This is a genomic window from Mycolicibacter algericus DSM 45454 (assembly GCF_002086455.1).
GTDB lineage: Bacteria > Actinomycetota > Actinomycetes > Mycobacteriales > Mycobacteriaceae > Mycobacterium > Mycobacterium algericum.
Genome location: NZ_MVHC01000007.1, coordinates 118,089 through 135,850 on the forward strand (window position 1 = coordinate 118,089; position 17,762 = coordinate 135,850).

Sequence of the window (17,762 nt, forward strand, 5' to 3'; positions counted from 1 at the left end):
TTCATTCTGACCAGGAATGTAGCCCTACCTTAAGGTTCAGCTGTAACCTCTGGTTAACCTGCCCTTCATTTGGGAGGTCGCTGCAGTCATGCTGCAGAGCGGGTCACGCCGGTGCCATCGGCATGACTAGGTCGGAGGGAGTGTCGTGGACAGTCGTGAGGCGAGTTCGCTGGTAGGGACGCAATTCGGGCCCTACCTGCTGCTGCGGCTGCTGGGTCGTGGCGGGATGGGCGAGGTCTATGAAGCCGAAGACGTCCGCAAGCACCGGTCGGTCGCACTGAAACTGATCTCGCCGCCGCTGTCAGGTGACCCGATGTTTCGGGCCCGCATGCAACGGGAGGCGGACGCGGCGGGACAGCTCAGGGAACCGCACGTGGTGCCCATCCACGACTACGGCGAGATCGACGGCCAGATGTTCGTTGCCATGCAGTTGGTCGACGGCGACGATCTGGCCGCGGTGCTGCGGCGGTCCGGTCCGATGAACCCGGCACGAGCGGTGGCCATCATCGACCAGGTGGCCGCCGCCCTTGACGCCGCCCACGGCAACGGCGTGACGCACCGCGACGTCAAGCCGGAGAACATCCTGATCACCCGCCGCGATTTCGCTTATCTGGTCGACTTCGGTATCGCACGCGCCGCGACCGATCCGGGATTGACCCAGACGGGTACCGCCGTGGGCACCTACAAGTACATGGCCCCGGAACGGTTCGGCGCCGACGAGGTCACCTACCGGTCAGACATCTATTCACTGGCCTGTGTGCTCAATGAGTGCCTGACCGGTGTGCCGCCATTCCGGGTCGATAGCGTCGAGCGGCTGATCACCGCGCACCTGATGGAGCCCCCGCCGCGGCCCAGTCAGCTGCGGCCGGGCGTCGTCCCGATAGCCCTCGATCAGGTGGTCGCCCGGGGCATGGCGAAGAGTCCGTGGGAGCGCTACAGCAGCGCCGGGGATCTGGCGAACGCCGCTCACGACGCGCTGACGGTGGCAGAGCAGCATCGGGCCGCCATGATCGTGCGGCGGGGTGAGGAAGCCGACCGCCCGGTCAGCGTTGCCGGAATCGCGGTCGGCGGCACGACCGAGCGGCCCAACGGCCACCCCGGCCAACCCGGGCAAACGGGCGGCTTCGACGCGACCATGGCCCGGCCGGCGGCCGCCGAGTCGTGGCGGGAGCGGCCGGCGCCCCCGCAGCGGTCGACGCCCGAACGGTTCGAGAGCCGGTCGTTCGCCGCGGCACCGCGCGGACACCGACGCAAGTGGCTGCTGCCGGCCGCCGTGGCGGCGGTGGTGCTTGCCATCGCGGGCGTGGCCGGCGGATACGCGCTCAGCCGTGAGTCGGGTTCGACAACCGGCGTCTCGGCGGACGGGCAGAGCGTGGTGCCGCTGGAGGGGCTGAGCTTTCGGCTGTCCCCGGGTGGCCTGGCGCTCGACGGTGACGACAATCTGTACATCACCAACCAGAGCATGTACGGCCGGGTGCTGAAGCTGGCGCCGGGATCGAGCAATCCGGAAGTATTGCCGTTCACCGGTCTCTACGAGCCGCAGGGCGTGGCCGTCGCCGCCGACGGCTCGGTCTATGTCAGCGACTTCAACAACCGGGTGGTGAAGTTGGCCCCGGACACCGGCGAACAGACCGAACTGCCGTTCGCCGGACTCAACTACCCGGAGGGGGTGGAGGTGGACGCTCAGGGCAGCGTCTACGTCGCCGACCGGGGCAATAACCGGGTGCTCAAGTTGCCGGCCGGAGCCGGCGCCCAGGTGGTGCTGCCCTTCACCGGACTTCATCATCCAGACGACGTGGCCGTCGACAGCAACGGCAACGTCTACGTCACCGACACCGACAACGACCGGGTGGTGCGGCTGAGCGCCGGGTCCAATACCCAGACGGACCTTCCGTTCACGGGGCTGTCCTCACCGTGGGGCGTCTCGGTCGACCGCGCCGACAACGTCTACGTCACCAACCACGAGAACCACAAGGTCATGAAGCTGGATCCCGTGACCAACAACCAGACCAAGTTGCCGTTCTCCGGCCTCAACACCCCCTTGCAGGTGGTGGTCGACGCCGACGGTGCGGTGTACGTAGCCGACCGCGGTAACAACCGGGTGGTCAAGCTGGCGGCCGGCTCATAGCGGTCCGGCCGGCGGCCGGGTCATCGCTGGCGGACCGAGGTGAGCCGGGTTGCCACCGCGGCCATCACGGCGCTGAGCGCCACCACGATGATCAATGTCAGTGCCGCCCCCCACACCCGGGTATGGCCGGCGGCCTCCGGATTGGCGAGTTCGCTGTAGATCAGCAGCGGTAGTGAGGCCATGTTGTCGTGCAGGATGTCGTAGTTGATCGAGCGGCTGTAACCCACCAGAACCAGCACCGGGGCCGTCTCACCGATGATTCGGGCCAGCGCCAGAAATGTTCCGGACAGGATCCCTGACAGGGCGGTCGGAAGCACGATCCGGATGATCGTCTTCCACTTCGGTACGCCCAACGCGTAACTGGCCTCCCGCAACTCGTCGGGGACCAGCCGAAGCATCTCCTCGGCGGACCGCACCACGATGGGCAGCATCAGCAGCACCAGTGCCAGCGAGACCGCCAGCGCGCTCTGCTCGAAGCCCAGGGTGGCGATCCACAGACTGAAGATGAACAGCGAGGCGACGATCGACGGCACCCCCGCGAGCACGTCGACCATGAACGTGGTCAACCGGGCCCACCAGCCCGAGCCGTACTCGACCAGGTAGATCGCGGTCATCAGACCCAGCGGTACCGCCAGTAGGGCGGCGACCCCGGCCTGCACCAGGGTGCCGTACAACGCGTGATACACCCCGCCGGCCAACTCATCGGGCAGTACGCCGCGCAGCGAGTGCGTCCACCAGGACGCGTGGACGACTGCCCGCCAGCCGCGCGCGATCACCACCCACAGCAGCCAGATCAGCGGCACCGTCGCGATGCCGAACGAGATCATGAATATCAGCGCGGCGAAGCGGTCCTTGATCCGGCGCCTGATGCTGATGTGGCTGCGCACCCGGGACTTGACCGGTGCTGTCAGTGCGGGGGCGCTCATCCGTTGACCTTTCCGCCGGCCACCGCACGCGCGGCGGCGTTGACGACGAACGTCAGGACGAACAGGGCGAAACCAGCGGCGATGTAGGCGCCGGTCGGCAGCGGGGCACTGAACTCCGAGGCGGCGGACGCGATCTTGGACGCAAACGTGTACCCGCCGTCGAACAGCGACCAGTTACCGGGGCGCGGGGCCGCTCGCAAGATGATCAGCATGGCGATCGTCTCGCCCAGGGCACGGCCCAGCCCCAGCATCGACGCGGCGATGACACCGCTGCGGCCGTAGGGCAGCACCACGATCCGCACCACCTCCCATCGGGTGGCGCCCAGCGCCTGAGCCGCCTCGATGTGCGCGGTCGGGGTCTGACGGAAGACCTCCCGGGACACCGAGGTGATGATCGGCAGGATCATCACGGCCAGCACGATCCCGGCGGTGAAGATGGTTCCGCCGCCGGCCAGTGACACATTGCCTTTGGCGAACAGAAACAGCCAGCCCAGGTGGTGATTGAGAAACTTCGTCACCGGATAGAGCATCGGCGCCAGCACGAAGATCCCCCACAGTCCGAAGATGATGGACGGGACCGCAGCCAACAGGTCGATGACGATCCCGCACGGCCGCGACAGCTGCCGTGGCGCATAGCGGGTGAGGAAGATCGCGATGCTGATCGAGATCGGCACCGCCACTACCAATGCGAGCAGCGAGGTCAATACCGTCACCACCAGCAGGTCCCGGATCCCGAACGCCAGACCGTCGGCGCCGCCGGTGCTGAAGGTGGCGGTGGTGAAGAAGTTCGCGGTGTTGGCTTGCAGGGACGGTACGGCGCGGATCAACAGGAAGACGGCGATCAGCGCGATCGCGACGACGACCGTCGAACCGGCCGACAGCGCCAGCGCCCGGAATATCCGTTCTCCGCCGGACCCGTGCTTGCGGGGCAGTGATACGGGCGCCGACGATTCCGAGGTGTTATCGGCCACGGCGACAACACCCTCGAAACCGCGGTGACCGGTGGGGCAGGATCACTCGATGGCGTCGACTGCGGTCGACAGGCGCGGCTTGAACGCATCCGGGATCGGCACGTATCCGTATTCGTCCAGGCCGAACTGTCCGGAACTGATGGTCGATTTCAGGAACATCCGCACAGCGGTGCCCACCTCGGCATCGGGGTACTTCGAGCAGACCACCTCGTAGGTGGCGAGCACGATCGGGTAGGAGCCGGCGTTGCTGGGTTTGTAGAACGACGCGGTGTCGAGCACCAGATCGTTGCCCTCGCCCTTGATGGTGGCTCCGGCGATCGTCTTGCCGACCGATTCGGTGCTGATCGCGACGGGATCCGGACCGGCCGATGTGATGATCTGCGCGGTGCGAAGATTCTTGGCCTGGGCGAACGACCACTCGTTGTAGGTGATGGCGCCCTCGGTGGTGCTGATCGCGGCCGCGGTGCCGTCGTTGCCCTTGGCGCCCTCGCCGACGCCGCCGTTGAACGACTTCCCGGTGCCCTTGCCCCACGCGCCATCGGAGGCGCCCTCCAGATACTGCTGGAAGTTGTCGGTGGTGCCGGACTCGTCGCTGCGGAACACCACATGGATGGGCGCGGCGGGCAGTGCGGCGCCCGGGTTGAGATCTTTCACCGCAGGGTCGTCCCAGCTGGTGACGGCGCCGTTGAAGATCTTTGCGACGGTCGGACCGTCGAGAATCAGATTGTCGACACCGGCGATGTTGTAGGTGATCGCGATCGGGCCGAACACCGCGGGCAGGTTCCAGGCCGGGGAGCCACAGCGCTGCTGCGCCTGGGCGTACTCATCGGCGCTGAGCGGCACGTCGGTGCCGGCGAAATCGGTCTGGCCGCCGACGAATTCGCGGATGCCGGCACCGGACCCGTTGGCCGTGTAGTTCACCGTCTGATCGGGGCACTCTGCGATGAAAGTCTTGACGAATCTGGCCATGGCATTCTGCTGGGCCGTCGATCCGCTCGCTTTCAGCGTCTCGGTGCCGCCGCAGTCGCTGCCGGCCGACGAACCTCCGGAGGAATCGGTGCCGTGAGAGGTGGTGTTGGGGTCGCTGCCGCAGCCGGACAAGGCCAGCGTGCCGGCGGCCAGGATTCCCAGTGCCGCACCGTAACCGTTCCGTGTCATCTCGGGGCCTTTCGGGTCGAATCAGGGTGTCGAATCAAGGTTGCTACACACCCGCTGTATCACCGGATCGGCCCGGCCGCGAAACCACACGGAGCAAGCACGGCACGGGCTGCCAGCAGACTAACAGCCTGCTGTCGAAAAAAAGGATGATATTCCTCTTGGAAATGGACCTGAAAAACGGACCCGCCGCACGAGGCGACGACGCGGTAGCCGGCGTCGCGCTGCTGGGCGCGCGACCGTCCTAGTCGGGTGGGGGCAGGGTGTTCTCGTCGGGGAACTTGCCGGTCGCCTGGAAGATCACCCGGCGCGCCACTTCCACAGCGTGGTCGGCGAATCGTTCGTAGAACCGGCCGAGCAGTGTCACGTCGACTGCCGCGGCGACGCCGTGCCGCCACTCCTTGTCCATCATCACCGAGAACAAATGCCGGTGCAGATCATCCATCGCATCGTCTTCTTCGCGGATCCGGGCGGCCTTCTCCGGGTCCCGCGACAGCAGCACCTCTTGTGCGCTGTTTCCCAAATCGACTGCCACCCTGCCCATTTCGGCAAAGTATCCGTTCACCTCTTCGGGCAGGGCGTGTTGCGGGTGCCGGCGGCGGGCGATCTTGGCGACGTGCAGTGCCAGCGCGCCCATCCGGTCGATGTCGGCGACCATCTGGATGGAGCTGACGATGGCCCGCAGGTCCCCGGCGACCGGTGCCTGCAACGCCAGCAGCACGAAAGCGCTCTCCTCGGCGCGCGCGCTCATCGCGGCGATCTTCTCGTGGTCGGTGATCACCTGCTCAGCCACCACCAGGTCGGCCTGCAGCAGGGCCTGCGTGGCACGTTCCATGGCGATTCCGGCCAGGCCGCACATCTTGCCGAGCTGTTCGGCCAAGTCCGAGAGTTGCTCGTGATAGGCGGTTCGCATGCCCTCAAGACTAACCCGGACGGGGCTCGAGGCGGCTGCGCGCCGCCGCCGCGCTTACTCGCAGGTGGTGTCGGCGGCGTTGGTGACCGTCAGGTCGTCGGGCAGCTCGGTGGGTTCGACGCTGGCGCCGCGGTTGAGTTGCACGTTGATCTGCGAGCCGGTGACCGCCGGCCTGCTGACGGCGCGGAAATCCGCGCCCAGCACCACGCGCACGATGCTGCCCAGCCCGGCGACCCGTTCGATCGGCGCACCGGTCAGCGCTGAGGCCACGGTGGCGGCGGCCTGTTCATTGCCCGGAGAGAACAGCACTTTGGTGTTCTTGACCGTAGCCGGGTAGTCGTCGGCGCTGTCGACGTCGAAGCCCCAGTGCTGCAGGCCCTCGGAGGTGGCGGCGGCCAGGCCGGACTGGTCGGTGGCGTTGGATACCCGTACGGTGACCTCGCCGGGGGAGGTGGTGACCGCCCGGACCTGCTCGCTGTACGGCTTGGCGGTCGGGCTGGCCGGTGTCGCGGCGGCCTGGGTGGAATGCGGAGTCGGGCTGGTCGCGGTGGTCGGGACCGACGTGGCGTTGTGATCGTTCTCGCCGGGCAGCGGGTCGTCGTTGATGATGGCGTCGAACAGCGCTCGCATGTCGTCCATCCGAGGGACCTCGTCGCCGTTCTCGTCGGTCTCACTGGTCGGCACGGTGACGAAGGTGATGTGCCCGGCGGACACCTTCTGCAGCGACTGCCCCAGGTTCACCAGGTCCTTGGTCTTGATGTTGTCCACGTAGCTGTCGCCGATGAACATGTTGACCACGTTGTTGAGCTTGGTCGGGGAGAAGAAGGTGTTGGTGGAGATCAGCGAGCGCAGCAGTGACGACAAAAAGAGCTGCTGGCGTTTGATCCGGCCGTAGTCGCCGTTGTCCTCGGTGGTGACGTTGCGGGCGCGCACGTAGCTCAGTGCGGTCGCGCCATTGACCCGCTGGCGCCCGCTGTTCTCCAGCACGCTGCCCAGCTCGAGGTCGTAGAGCGGGCTGGTGGTGCACACCTCGACGCCGCCCAGGGCGTCGACCATCTTGCCGAAGCCGACGAAGTCGACGGCCATGAAGCGGTTGACCGCCAGCCCGGAGAGCTTCTGGATCTCCTTGACCAGACACTTGGGACCGCCGAAGGCGTAGGTGGAGTTCAGCTTCGTCTCGGTGTAGACCGTGTCGTCGCTGTAGGTGCCGGTGTCCTGGTCGTAGATCGGGCCGTAGGCGCCCGTCTCGGGATTCCAGACCTCGCATTGAATCGGCGTGATCGCCAGGTCGCGTGGGAAGGACACCACCACCACGCGTTTCCGGTTCGCCGGGATGTTGACCAGCATGATCGTGTCGGACCGGGCACCCTCGGCGTCCTCGGTGCTGCCGGCGCCGATATTGCTGTTGGCCCCGGCCCGGGTGTCGGCGCCGACGATCAGGAAGTTCTCGTCGCCGTACTGCCCGGCCGCGTCGAGGATGTCGTGCGAGTTGGGGTCCAGCGCGCTGACGTGGTTGAGGCTGCGGTTCTTCGAGGCGCTCCACTGCCAGGCCGAACCGGTCAGCACCAGGGCCAGAACCGCCATCATGGCCGCTGCCGCCCGGCCGGCCAGCAGCGCCCCGTGACCGGTCTTTCGCGGCCGCGGCTCGTCGGATTCCAGGTCGTCGTGCCCCGGCGGGTCGATTCGCGCCGGCGGTAGCTCGCGGGCGAAGCTGGGACCGCCGACCGAACCCGCCGGTTCGGTGGTGGGCTCGGACCCGGCCCAGTCGTCGGACCAGTCGGTTTCACCGGGCTCGTCGTAGTCCGTGCCGTGAATCCGGTCGAGATCGGGCAACTCCGAGGGGTAGGCCACCTCCGCGATGTCGGCGGTGGAACTCGGCGCGTCCGTCGCGGCGAGGGCCGCACAGGGCTCGGGATCCGGGTCGGGCGTGGTGTCCCGGGGTTCGGCGGCTTCTCCGCCATCGGCGGGATCGGCAGGCGCCGCCGGCTCGTCGGCGACGGTGGCGGCACGGCGCTGGCTGCGGCCACCGGACGGCGGAACACCGCCGTTGACCCGGGCGATCAGGTCCGCGACGGTCACCGAACCGTCACCACGGTGGCGGCGGCGTGACGCGGCCGGCCGACGCGGGGCCGGCGTGTGGTCGTCGGCCGGGGTCTGCCAGCGTTCCCACGGGGCGGGTCCAGGCGGCGTCATCGTCATCAGCTGATGGTCACCGTCGTCCCGGCCCTCTCCAGGCCAGCGTCCAGGAGTGGCGCTATCGCCGTCACTCATGTCCTCAAGGGCCTCCGAGTCTTCGGGCCTGACGGGCGTCGATCACACGTCAGCCTGGCACGGGAGATCGCCGTCGATTCGCCGTGCCTGTTTCCGCCCCCCGCAGGGGACAACCCCCCGGGGCAACAAGCTACTTATTCTACTGAGAAGTTTCCAGACACGCGATGTCGAGAACGTCTCATTTCAGCCACCCGAGTGCATAATGTCGGCTCCGCTCGGCACGGAGCAGTCGTCCGGGTCGGCGAGCCAACCCTCGGGAAGGGTGACCTTGGCCGGTGAGCCTTGCCGTCCGCGCGGTCCGGTCGCAGCAGTCGGGAAGGGGATCGACCCGTCGAGTTGCTTGAGCAGCGCGTCGAGCTCGGCCAGCGTCGTGACCATTGCCAGCCCGCGCCGTAACTCCGAGCCCGCCGGAAAGCCGTGCAGGTACCAGGCCACGTGCTTGCGGATCTCCCGCATACCCTTGTCCTCGCCGAAGTGCGACGCCAGCAGTTCACCGTGGCGGCGGACGATGTCGGCGACCTCACCCAGCGTGGGCGGGGTTGGGGTGGGGCGACCGGCGAATGCTGCCGACAGCTCACCGAACAGCCACGGGCGCCCCAGACAGCCCCGCCCGATGACGACGCCGTCGCAGCCGGTCGCCGCCATCATGGCCAGGGCGTCGCCCGCCTCGAAGATGTCGCCATTGCCGAGCACCGGAATCGAGCGCACCTGCGCCTTGAGTGCGGCGATCTGCTCCCAGTCGGCCTTGCCGGAGTAGCGCTGCGCTGCTGTCCGGGCGTGCAGGGCCACCGCCGCGGCGCCCTCGGCCTCGGCGATTCGCCCGGCGTCGAGGTGAGTGTGGGTGGCGTCGTCGATCCCGATCCGGAATTTCACGGTCACAGGAATACCGGAGTTGGAGGTCCCCTTTACTGCCGCTGCGACGATGTTGCCGAACAGCCGGCGCTTGTAGGGCAGCGCCGACCCGCCGCCGTGCCGGGTCACTTTGGGCACCGGGCAGCCGAAATTCATGTCGATGTGGTCGGCCAGACCCTCGTCGGCGATCATCTTCGCCGCGGCGTAGGTGGTGTCCGGGTCCACCGTGTAGAGCTGCAACGAGCGCGGTGACTCGGCGGGTGAGAACGTCGTCATGTGCAGCGTGGCCGGATGGCGCTCAACGAGCGCGCGGGCGGTCACCATTTCGCACACGTAGAGCCCGCTGACCGTGCCGGCCCGGGACTGTTCCAGTTCGCGGCAGAGCGTGCGGAAGGCGACGTTGGTCACGCCGGCCATCGGTGCCAGCACCACCGGGCTGGCGACCGTGAGCGAACCGATCTTCAGCGGGGACTGCAAGCGCGGCGGAGCCGGGCGCCGCAGGTCCCCGCCATCAGACAGCCCGCGCCGCTGCGCGGTCAGCACGTTACCGCCGCTGCTACCGACTACGGCGCCGATGAGGCGAATTCCTTCTTGGCGGCGCGCTTCTCGGCCATCTTGGCCTCCCGCTCGAGCCGGCGCTGCTTGGCCACCTCGAACTTCTCGCACGTCTGTTCCAGCTCGGCGACGATCTTGCCGATCTCGTCCTGGTAGCGGGCCGCTTCGCCGGTGAAGTCCCGTTCGAGGATGCGCCACTTCTTCAGCACCGGCATCACCACGTCGTCCAGGTGGATGCGTGGGTCGTAGACACCGCCGACGGCGATGATCACCGCCTTGCGGCGGAACTCCGGGACCACGTATCCGGGCATCTGGAAGTTGGCCAGCACCCGGTGCAGCGAGTACATCGCCTGCTCTGGCGCGATGTCGAAACCGGCCGCGCTGATGTCGCGGTAGAAGATCATGTGCAGGTTCTCGTCGGCTGAGATCCGGGCGAGCAGCTGGTCGGCAACGGGGTCGTTACAGGCCCGGCCGGTGTTGCGGTGCGAGATCCGGGTGGCCAGCTCCTGGAAGGTCACATAGACGACCGAGTCGAACAAGCTCTTGGCGAACAGGTCGCCGGAGACCTGCTGGTTCTGGCCCGGGCTGAAGCCGCGGTTGACGGTCTCCATCCGCAGCGTCTCCAGCTCGATCGGGTCGCAGTTGCGGGTCACGACGAGGTAGTCCCGCAGCGCGATGCCGTGCCGGTTCTCCTCGGCGGTCCACCGGTTCACCCAGGTGCCCCACGGGGCGTCCATGGTGAAGTTCATCGCGATCTCGCGGTGGTAGGAGGGCAGGTTGTCCTCGGTCAGCAGGTTCTGCACCATGGCTGTCCGGGCGACTTCGGACAGTTTCGACTGCTCGATATCCCAGTCCTGCCCGCCGAGGGCGTAGTAGTTCTTGCCCTCCGACCAGGGCACGTAGTCGTGGGGATTCCAGTCCTTGGTCATGGAGAAGTGCCGGTTGACCGCGTTCTCGACGACCGGCTCGAGTTCGTGCAGCAACTCCAGGTCAGTCCATTCGCGCGCCATAACAGCTCCCTGAGTATCTGTGTCGATCAGTTGCAGGCAATATATCTGTGTACGTCAGTGACATCAAGCTCGTTTGGGTGTGTTGCCGTCGCCGTCTTCGGGCCGGCCGGTATTGAGCAGCATGTCGACGCAGAAATCGATGAACTGGCTGCGAGTGGCGGCGAGCCGCCCGTCCAGGTAGGCGGTGAACAGGGCGGTCAACGCGCCGATCAGCCCGGTCGCGACCATGTGCTGCAGCGCCGGATCGCCGATCCGGGTGAGTTTGCGCTGCAGCATCCCGATGAAGTTGGGCATCCATTGCGCCCCGGAGTGGGTCAGTACCGGCTCCGTTGCCGGCGCGAGCAGTAGCACCCGGCCGAGCACGGGATCGTCGACCATCAACGTGACAAAGGCTTCCACGGCCGCTCGCGGCGTCTGGGCCGACAGCAGCGTTGTCATCGCGCGCGTACATACGTCGTCGTAGACCGCGCGGACGAATTCGTCGCGGTCGGTGAAGCTCTCGTAGAAGTAGCGTTCGGTCAGCGCGGCGGCCCGGCAGAGCGACCGGATGGTCAGCGTGGGCCCGTTCTCGTCGCCGAGCAGTCCGACGCCGGCCTCGATGAATTCGTCGCGGCGCAGGGCCGGGCGCTCCGCCAGCGGGACCCCGGACCAGCGGCCCCGGCGTTGACCGGACGGCACTTCAATCTCTCCTCGGGTCTGACAACGGTGGTAGTCGAAATAGCCTGCGGTTGCCGAGTTCCATCATGACGCACCGCGGGTACGGGCCGGCTTCGTCCGGCGGTGATTCGTCCCGGTTCGGCGCCGGTCGACGGGTGTGCCGGTCCGGCCGCGCGGGCCGACGCCGCGGCCGGATGCGTCCACGCACGTCGCCGCAGGCGCTCGAGGCTCGGCCCGTTAGTCCAGACAATAAAACCGCCTGGCCGCTTGTCTCTGCCCTTGACTGCGCCCATCGTGCTGCGGAATAGTGTTCTTCAGAACGAAGAATCACGTATGTTGTCCGGACAAATCTGCATACCCGGTGTCTGACGTCGCCGCCGGAGGGTGCGGATCTGCTGCTTGTGCCAGGAGAAGGCGGGTCATGGCGGATCACTCCAGCCTGCTGAGTCACTCGAGCTTGCTGGGCCTTGATGGCCGCGTCGTCATCGTGTCGGGAGCAGGTGGCGGCGGCATCGGGACGACGGTCACCGCGATGGCCGCGCAGGCCGGCGCCACGGTGATCGCGGTGAGCCGCTCGGCGGAGAACCTCGACGAGCACATCGCGCCGCTGGTCGCTGCCGGCCTGCCGGTGGTATCGGTGGCCGCCGACGCCGGTACCGACGAGGGCGTGACCGCGGTGCTCGACGCGGCGCGCAACGCCGACGGGCAGCTCTACGGGCTGGTCAACGTCGCCGGCGGGGCGGCGCCGTCGACCTGGATGGCCTCGACCCGGGTGGCCCGCTCCGATTGGCGGGAGATCTTCGCGCACAACCTCGAAACGGCGTTCTTCATGAGCCGTGCGGTCGCCGCCGAGCTGCTGGCGCAGCGGCGGCCGGGCTCGATCGTCTCGATCTCTTCGATCAGCGGGATGAACACCGCGCCGTTCCACATCGCCTACGGCACCGCCAAAGCCGGCGTCGTGGCGATGACGCGCACCATGGCCCTTGAGTTGGCGGCCGCCGGCATCCGGGTCAATGCGGTGGCGCCGGGGGTGACCGAGACCGCGGCATCGGGAACCTACGTCGACGAGGACCCCGATCGCGACCGAGGCGCGATCGCGTTGGGACGGCGCGGCCGACCCGAGGAGCAGGCCGGGCCGATCCTGTTCCTGCTGTCGGACCTGTCCAGTTACATCACCGGGCAGACCCTGCTGGTCGACGGTGGACTCAACCTCAAGTGGAGTCACCTCGGCGCGGACAACACCTCGCTGTTCCTCAAAGACGAAACCTTCCGCGCAGCGATGAGGAGGATGTCATGACCGATCCGGTGCACAACGCCGATTCGGCCGAAGAACTGTCGCAACCCATGACGATCGGCGTCGAGGCCTACACCTCGGAGAGCTACGCCCGTGCCGAACGCGACAAGTTGTGGCGCAAGGTGTGGCAGCAGGCCGGCCGGGTCGAGGATCTGCCGGAGGTGGGCAGCTACCTCACCTACGACATCCTCGACGACTCGATCATCGTGGTGCGCACCGGCTCGACCTCAGGCTCGGACTCTTTTCGGGCCCACCACAACGTCTGCCAGCATCGCGGCCGCCGGCTGGTCGACACCCCGGCCGGGGAGAAGAACGCCTGCGCGCGCACCCGCAAGTCATTCGTCTGCGGCTTCCACGGCTGGAGCTACGGCCTGGACGGGGCATGCACCCACATCCGCGAGCAGGACGACTGGCAGGGCACCCTGACGCCGGAGAACACCCACCTACGCCCGGTGCGCGTCGACACCTGGGGCGGCTGGGTCTGGATCAATATGGATCCGGACTGCGAGTCCCTGGCGGACTACCTGTTCCCCGCCGCCAAGATCCTGGAACCGTTCGGCCTGGAGAACATGCGTTACAAGTGGCGCAAGTGGCTGGAATTCGACTGCAACTGGAAGGTCGCGATGGAGGCCTTCAACGAGACCTACCACGTCTACACGACCCACCCGGAGTTCAACAGGTTCGGCGAGTTCAAGGGCTGGGCCAAGGTGCAGGGCCGCCACAGCAACATCGGCTACGACGCTCCGGAGGATCTGGAGACCACCAAGTCCAAGATCCGGCTGGGCACCGGTGCCGACCCCCGGGTGTCGACCGCGGAGATGCAGATCTACACCATGGAGGAGACCAACGCCACCACCACGGCGACGCTGGTCAACGCCGCCAAGCGACTGGTCGACGAGCTTCCCGAGGGCACGCCGGCCGAAAAGGTCCTCGAACACTGGCTGGCCTCGGCACGCCGCGACGACGAAGCCCGCGGCGTCATCTGGCCGACGATCCCGGCCGACGTGCTCGGGCAGGCCGGCACCGCCTGGCAGATCTTCCCGAACTTCCAGATCGGCCAGGGTCTCACCAGCGCACTGTGTTACAGCGCCCGGCCGCATCCCAGTTACAACCCGGACAAGTGCATCTTCGAGGTCTCGGTCTTCGAGCTGTTCCCCAAGGGCGAGGAGCCGCAGACCCGCTGGGAGTACACCCCGGTGGGGGACCCGCGGTGGCGCTCGGTGCTGCCGCAGGACTTCTCCAACATGGCCGCCGTGCAACAGGGGATGAAATCCCTTGGCTATCAGGGCGCCAGGCCCAACCCCTACCGGGAGCGCGCCATCGTCAACCTGCACCACCAGCTGGCGAAATACATGGCCGCCGGCGCGCCCGAGCAGATCCCGACAGGAAATGACCGATGACGGAGTGCCCGCCGACCCAGACCCCGGACGACTTCGACATCGAAGCGCTCCGTGAGAAGTACGCCGCCGAACGGGCTAAACGCATTCGCTCCGACGGATCGAGTCAGTACCTCGAACTCAAAGACGATTTCGTGGAGTTCGCCGAGGTGGATCCGCACACCGCGGTGACGCCACGTGAACCCATCGACGCCGACATCGAAGTCGTGGTCCTCGGCGGTGGCATCGCCGGACTGCTGGCCGGCGCCTACCTGAAGAAGGCCGGCGTGCGCGATGTGCGGGTCATCGAGATGGCCGGCGACTTCGGCGGCGTCTGGTACTGGAACCGCTTCCCCGGAATCCAGTGCGACAACGACGCCTACTGCTATATCCCGATGCTCGAAGAGCTCGACTTCATGCCGTCCAAGAAGTTCGCCGACGGCGCCGAGATATTCCAGCATTGCCAGAACATCGGCAAGCACTTCGGCCTCTATGACGGCGCGATCTTCTCGACCCAGGTACGCACCGTCCGCTGGGACGAGGAACTCCGGCGCTGGCGGCTGACGACGAACCGGGGCGATGACCTGCGGCCGCGGTTCGTGGTGATGGCCCAGGGCTCCTACAACCGGCCCAAGCTGCCCGGCATCGCGGGCATCAAGGACTTCATGAACGCCGGCGGCCACGTCTTCCACTCGGCCCGCTGGGATTACGACTACACCGGCGGTGACTCAGGCGGTGGCTTGGACAAGCTGGCCGACAAGCGCGTGGCGCTGGTCGGCACCGGCGCGACCGGTGTGCAGCTGGTCCCGCACCTGGGCCGAGACGCCAAGCATCTCTATGTTTTCCAGCGCACCCCGTCGTCGGTGGATTTCCGCGGCAACGAGCCCACCGACCCGCAGTGGGCGGCGTCGCTGCAGCCGGGTTGGCAGGCCGAACGCAAGCGCAACTTTCACCGCTGGTCGCCGTTCGAGGGCGTGGTCTTCGACGCCCCCGATATGGTGTGCGACTTCTGGACCGAACTGGGTCGCAACCTGACCGCCCGCATCGGCGCCAGTCCCGACCCGACGGCGCTGGGCGTCGAGGAGATCATGGCGATGCGGGAGGAGGAGGACTACAAGATCATGGAGCGGCTGCGCCGCCGGATCGCCGACATCGTCGAGGATCCGCAGACCGCCGAGGCGCTCAAGCCGTACTACCGGTTCATGTGCAAGCGACCGACCTCCAGCGACACCTACCTGCCCGCGTTCAATCGGCCCAACGTCACGCTGGTCGACGTGGCCGAGTCCAAGGGCGTCGAAAAGCTCACGGAGAAGGGCATTGTCGCGGGCGGAGTCGAGTACGAGGTCGACTGCGTCATCTTCGCCAGTGGTTTCGAGATCTCCACGGAGATCAGCCGTCGATACGCGATGGACGTCATCGAGGGCCGCGACGGCGTGTCGTTGTTCGACCACTGGCGCGACGGGTTCCGGACCCTGCACGGGATGACCAGCCGCGGCTTCCCCAACCAGTTCCACACCGGTTTCATCCAGGGCGGCGTGTCTGCCAACACCACCGCGATGTTCGAGCAGCAGGCCGAGCACATCGCCTACATCATCGCCGAGGCTTTCAACCGGGGAGCGACGGTCGTCGAGCCCAGTCAGGAAGGCCAGGACGCCTGGGTGAACACCATCCGGGAGTTGGCGTTCGACAATTCGGCGTTCGACTTGTCCTGCACGCCCGGCTATTACAACAACGAGGGCCGGGGGTTCGGCGACGCCAGCCGCTCTTTCCTGGGAGAGGTTTACTCACCGGGCTTCTACGCCTTCGATGATCTGTTGAAGCAGTGGCGCGAGGCGGGCGACCTGAAAGGTATGGAACTGCAGTGACATTGCAGACGACGAGCACGTTGCCGACACGCGACCTCACCGAGCGCATCGCAACCGAGGTCCACGCCGACAAGGCGGCGCTGCTGAGCGGCGACCATGCCGGGGCGATCCGCGAACTGCTCGAGCGGCGCGGCGTGCTGGTGTTCCCGCAGATCGGGTTCACCGACGCCGAACAGATCGCCTTCACCGAGACGCTGGGCACGCTGGCGCCCGAACGGGACGGCGAGGCCGTCTACGACGTCACCTTGGACACCAACGTCAACAAGCAGGCCGACTACCTCAAAGGCTCCTTCTACTGGCACCTGGACGGCACCATGAACCAGGTGCCGATCCTCGCATCGCTGCTGTCGAGCAGGGTGCTGCCGGCCGACGGCGGCGGTGACACCGAGTTCTGCAACACCTACGCCGCCTACGACGACCTCTCCGAGGACGACAAGGACCAGATCGCGTCGCTGCGCGCCATGCACTCCGCCTGGAACTCGCTGCTGTACTACGACCCCGAGCCCGACTTCGCGACACTTCGGCAGATGATGGCGATCGGAGAGCGGGAACTGCCCGTGGTCTGGACGCACCGCAGCGGGCGCAAATCGCTGATCCTGGGCTGCACCGCCAGCAACATCGTCGGCATGGACTACGCGCAGAGCACCAAAACCCTGGTGCGGCTACGTGATTGGGCTACCCAACCACAGTTCGTTTACCGGCACCGGTGGTCGGTCGGCGATCTGGTCATGTGGGACAACACCGGCACGATGCACCGGGCGCTGCCGTACGACCCGAACTCCGGCCGGATGCTGCGACGGACCAAGCTGGCCGGTGAGGAACCCTTCGCTTGAGCACAGGGCAGCCGCTGAACTTCCATGGCCGGGTCGCCGTGGTGACCGGCGCCGGGCGGGGGCTGGGTCGCGCTTACGCGCAGCTGCTGGCCGAGCGGGGCGGGCGGGTCGTGGTCAACGACACCGGTGCCGACCTCAGCGGTGACGGCGTGCGCGAGGACCCCGCCGAGGCGGTGGCCGCCGAGATCCGCGACGCCGGCGGCGACGCGATCGCCTGCACCGCGTCGGTCGCGACACCGCAGGGCGGCCGGGACATCATCGCCGCGGCGCTGCAGCATTACGGCCGGCTCGACGCCGTGATCCACAACGCCGGAAACGTCCGACGCGGCTCGTTGCGGGACATGAGCTCGGAAGATTTCGACGCCGTCCTCGACGTTCACCTGCGGGGGGCCTTCCACGTGGTGCGGCCGGCCTTTCCGGTGATGTGCGATGCAGGCTACGGTCGCATCGTGTTGACCTCGTCGATCGGCGGCCTCTACGGCAACTTCGGTGTGGCCAACTATGCGGCCGCCAAGGCCGGCGTGATCGGGCTGAGCAATGTCGCGGCGCTGGAGGGCGCGCCGGCCGGTGTCCGCTGCAACGTCGTGGTGCCGGCGGCGGTGACGCGGATGGCCGAGGGCATCGACACGTCCGGCTACCCGCCGATGGAGCCCGAACTGGTCGCGCCGGTGGTCGGTTGGCTTGCGCACGAATCCTGCTCGGTCACCGGCGAAGTGCTGATCGCGCTGGCGGGCCGGGTCGCCCGGGCGGTGGTGGCCGAAAGCCCGGGCGTCTACCAGCCGTCGTGGACCCTCGAGGAGGTGGACCGACGGATCGAGGAGATCCGGGATGTCACGGCGCCGGTGGTCTTCCCGGTGGTGCCGGACGGCCACGCCGACCACATCCGATACAGCTTCGGCCTGGCCCACCCGGTCCAGGTGCCCGACGAGACCCAGGGAACCCGGTAGTTCAAAGGA

At 67.2% G+C, this 17,762-nt stretch carries 14 protein-coding genes; 6 read left to right on the forward strand and 8 right to left on the reverse strand.

Going from position 1 to position 17,762, the window contains the following annotated elements:
* Window positions 1-145: 145 nt before the first annotated feature.
* A complete protein-coding gene (locus BST10_RS09570) occupies window positions 146-2,128 on the forward strand; it encodes a serine/threonine-protein kinase PknD (RefSeq protein ID WP_083037571.1) in 1,983 nt (660 codons plus the stop codon).
* Between the two features lie 20 nt (window positions 2,129-2,148).
* Here BST10_RS09570 and pstA read toward each other — a convergent pair whose 3' ends face one another.
* The 8 genes from pstA to BST10_RS09610 all read right to left on the reverse strand — a co-directional run bounded on the left by pstA (window position 2,149) and on the right by BST10_RS09610 (window position 11,459).
* Window positions 2,149-3,054: a phosphate ABC transporter permease PstA gene (gene pstA, locus BST10_RS09575; protein ID WP_083037572.1), complete on the reverse strand. Its 906-nt coding sequence runs from the start codon at window positions 3,052-3,054 to the stop codon at window positions 2,149-2,151.
* The gene (gene pstC, locus BST10_RS09580; RefSeq protein WP_371869159.1) at window positions 3,051-4,025 is read right to left on the reverse strand and encodes a phosphate ABC transporter permease subunit PstC; all 975 of its coding nucleotides are present in this window, start codon (window positions 4,023-4,025) and stop codon (window positions 3,051-3,053) included. The genes pstA and pstC overlap by 4 nt, the downstream gene beginning before the upstream one ends.
* A 42-nt stretch (window positions 4,026-4,067) precedes the next feature.
* On the reverse strand, window positions 4,068-5,183 hold the full coding sequence (pstS, locus tag BST10_RS09585) for a phosphate ABC transporter substrate-binding protein PstS (protein WP_083037573.1): 1,116 nt from the start codon (window positions 5,181-5,183) through the stop codon (window positions 4,068-4,070).
* A gap of 241 nt (window positions 5,184-5,424) precedes the next feature.
* Complete coding sequence (gene phoU / locus BST10_RS09590) at window positions 5,425-6,093, reverse strand: phosphate signaling complex protein PhoU (RefSeq protein WP_013830454.1); 669 nt, start codon at window positions 6,091-6,093, stop codon at window positions 5,425-5,427.
* A 54-nt stretch (window positions 6,094-6,147) separates the two neighbouring features.
* The gene (locus BST10_RS09595; RefSeq protein WP_371869158.1) at window positions 6,148-8,292 is read right to left on the reverse strand and encodes an LCP family glycopolymer transferase; all 2,145 of its coding nucleotides are present in this window, start codon (window positions 8,290-8,292) and stop codon (window positions 6,148-6,150) included.
* A 255-nt stretch (window positions 8,293-8,547) separates the two neighbouring features.
* Window positions 8,548-9,717, reverse strand: a complete 1,170-nt coding sequence (gene dusB / locus BST10_RS09600; protein ID WP_371869226.1) for a tRNA dihydrouridine synthase DusB — start codon at window positions 9,715-9,717, stop codon at window positions 8,548-8,550.
* Window positions 9,718-9,779: 62 nt separating this feature from the next.
* On the reverse strand, window positions 9,780-10,781 hold the full coding sequence (locus BST10_RS09605; protein ID WP_013830451.1) for an acyl-ACP desaturase: 1,002 nt from the start codon (window positions 10,779-10,781) through the stop codon (window positions 9,780-9,782).
* Between the two features lie 63 nt (window positions 10,782-10,844).
* A complete protein-coding gene (locus tag BST10_RS09610) occupies window positions 10,845-11,459 on the reverse strand; it encodes a TetR/AcrR family transcriptional regulator (RefSeq protein ID WP_083037575.1) in 615 nt (204 codons plus the stop codon).
* 400 nt (window positions 11,460-11,859) lie between these two features.
* On the opposite strand from BST10_RS09610, the gene BST10_RS09615 reads away from it, so the two are divergent.
* The 5 genes from BST10_RS09615 to BST10_RS09635 are packed head-to-tail and all read left to right on the forward strand — an operon-like array spanning window position 11,860 to window position 17,753.
* Complete coding sequence (locus BST10_RS09615) at window positions 11,860-12,735, forward strand: SDR family NAD(P)-dependent oxidoreductase (RefSeq protein ID WP_083037576.1); 876 nt, start codon at window positions 11,860-11,862, stop codon at window positions 12,733-12,735.
* Entirely contained in the window at window positions 12,732-14,132 is a 1,401-nt protein-coding gene (locus BST10_RS09620) for an aromatic ring-hydroxylating oxygenase subunit alpha (RefSeq protein WP_013830448.1), read from the forward strand. Before BST10_RS09615 ends, BST10_RS09620 begins: the two co-directional genes overlap by 4 nt.
* Complete coding sequence (locus BST10_RS09625; RefSeq protein WP_013830447.1) at window positions 14,129-15,973, forward strand: flavin-containing monooxygenase; 1,845 nt, start codon at window positions 14,129-14,131, stop codon at window positions 15,971-15,973. Before BST10_RS09620 ends, BST10_RS09625 begins: the two co-directional genes overlap by 4 nt.
* Window positions 15,970-16,806, forward strand: coding sequence for a TauD/TfdA dioxygenase family protein (locus BST10_RS09630; RefSeq protein WP_013830446.1), 837 nt, complete (start codon window positions 15,970-15,972; stop codon window positions 16,804-16,806). Before BST10_RS09625 ends, BST10_RS09630 begins: the two co-directional genes overlap by 4 nt.
* Entirely contained in the window at window positions 16,803-17,753 is a 951-nt protein-coding gene (locus tag BST10_RS09635) for an SDR family NAD(P)-dependent oxidoreductase (RefSeq protein ID WP_013830445.1), read from the forward strand. The genes BST10_RS09630 and BST10_RS09635 overlap by 4 nt, the downstream gene beginning before the upstream one ends.
* The last annotated feature ends 9 nt before the right edge of the window (window positions 17,754-17,762 follow it).